We start from the raw sequence: 1,327 nt of genomic DNA, 5'->3' as shown, positions 1-1,327 counted from the left end.
TTGATGTATGACTGTAGCCGCGCAAGCCCCACGCAGGGGCAAAAATGACCATTATGCAATTTCTGTTCGCCAGGAGGCCGTCCGGCTGGTCGAATCAGGATTGTCTCAGCAAGCCGTCCGGCAGCAGTTCGGCGTAGGCCACATGACGCTGCTGGCGTGGCTCAAGCGCTACGGCACGACCGTATACGCGCAGATGCGCCGCAAACAATTCACCGTTGCCCAGAAGCAGCACATTGCCCGCGAGTTACTCGACGGACGCTTGAGCGAAGACGAGGCCCTGCTCAAGTACGAGCTGCGCCTGAAAAAGACCCTGCGCCAGTGGGTGGCCGCCTACCGGGCCAGCGAGGCGCTGCTGCTCACGGTCGAGCCGGAGCCACCCGCCGACGCAAACGCGGGGCTGGCCGGGCAGCTGCGGCAGGCGCAGTGGCAAATTGAAGCCCTGCACACGTTGATTGACCAGGCTGAAGCGGCCTATAAGATTGACATCCGAAAAAAGGCTGGTGCCAAGCCGTCGAAATAATGCGCCGGAAGTACCCGCACGTCGGTGTGGGCACGCTCTGTGGGCTGTTTGGCAAGACCCGAAAGGCATTTTATGACCACCAGCGTCGGGCTACGGCGCAGGCCCTGCTCGACGGGCTGGTACTGGCCCTGGTAGCCGACATCCGCGAAGACCTGCCCCGCCTGGGCACGCGCAAGCTGTATTTTCTGCTGCTGCCGCACCTGGCAGAACACGCACCCCGGGTGGGTCGCGACTACCTGTTTGCCCTGCTGGCTGGCCACGGGCTGCTCATCCGCCGCCGTAAACGGCGCGTGGTCACCACGCACACCTGCTTGCCGTTGTTTCGCCGCCCCAACCTGATTGACCACCTGACCGTGAGCCGGGCCGAACAGGTCTGGGTCAGCGACATCACCTACGTGCGCCTGCTCAGCGGCTGGAGCTACCTAAGCCTGATTACGGACCTGTATTCCCGCAAAATCGTGGGTGCCTGCCTGCACCCCGACCTGTCGGTGCGCGGCACGCTCGCCGCGCTGCACCAGGCCCTGGCGGCCCGCACCCAGTCGCATCGCCCGCTGATTCACCACTCCGACCGGGGCCTGCAGTACGCGGCTCGCGAGTACGTAGGCCTGCTCGAAAGCCACGGCGTGGCCCTAAGCATGACCCAAAACGGCGACCCGTACGAAAACGCCGTGGCCGAGCGGGTCAACGGTATCCTGAAGGACGAATTCGGTCTGGGCAACACGCTGCCCGGTTTTGCACAGGCCGATGCGCTGGTGGCACGGGCGGTGCGGGCCTACAACGAGCTGCGCCCGCACGGCAGCTGCGACT

At 64.6% G+C, this 1,327-nt stretch carries 2 protein-coding genes; both read left to right on the top strand.

Annotated elements, in window-relative coordinates; all coding sequences use genetic code 11:
• The first annotated feature begins 7 nt into the window (after positions 1 to 7).
• Positions 8 to 520, top strand: coding sequence for an IS630 transposase-related protein (locus HW556_RS18330; RefSeq protein ID WP_176901560.1), 513 nt, complete (start codon positions 8 to 10; stop codon positions 518 to 520).
• Positions 520 to 1,327 (top strand): IS3 family transposase (locus HW556_RS18325; RefSeq protein WP_176901559.1); only part of this gene is annotated, 808 nt, incomplete at its 3' end. The genes HW556_RS18330 and HW556_RS18325, both read left to right, overlap by 1 nt.

It is taken from the genome of Hymenobacter terrestris, assembly GCF_013377905.1.
Taxonomy (GTDB): Bacteria; Bacteroidota; Bacteroidia; order Cytophagales; family Hymenobacteraceae; genus Hymenobacter; species Hymenobacter terrestris.
The sequence above is the reverse complement of the archived record's forward strand: the minus strand, read 5'-3'. Positions and strand labels throughout refer to the sequence as shown.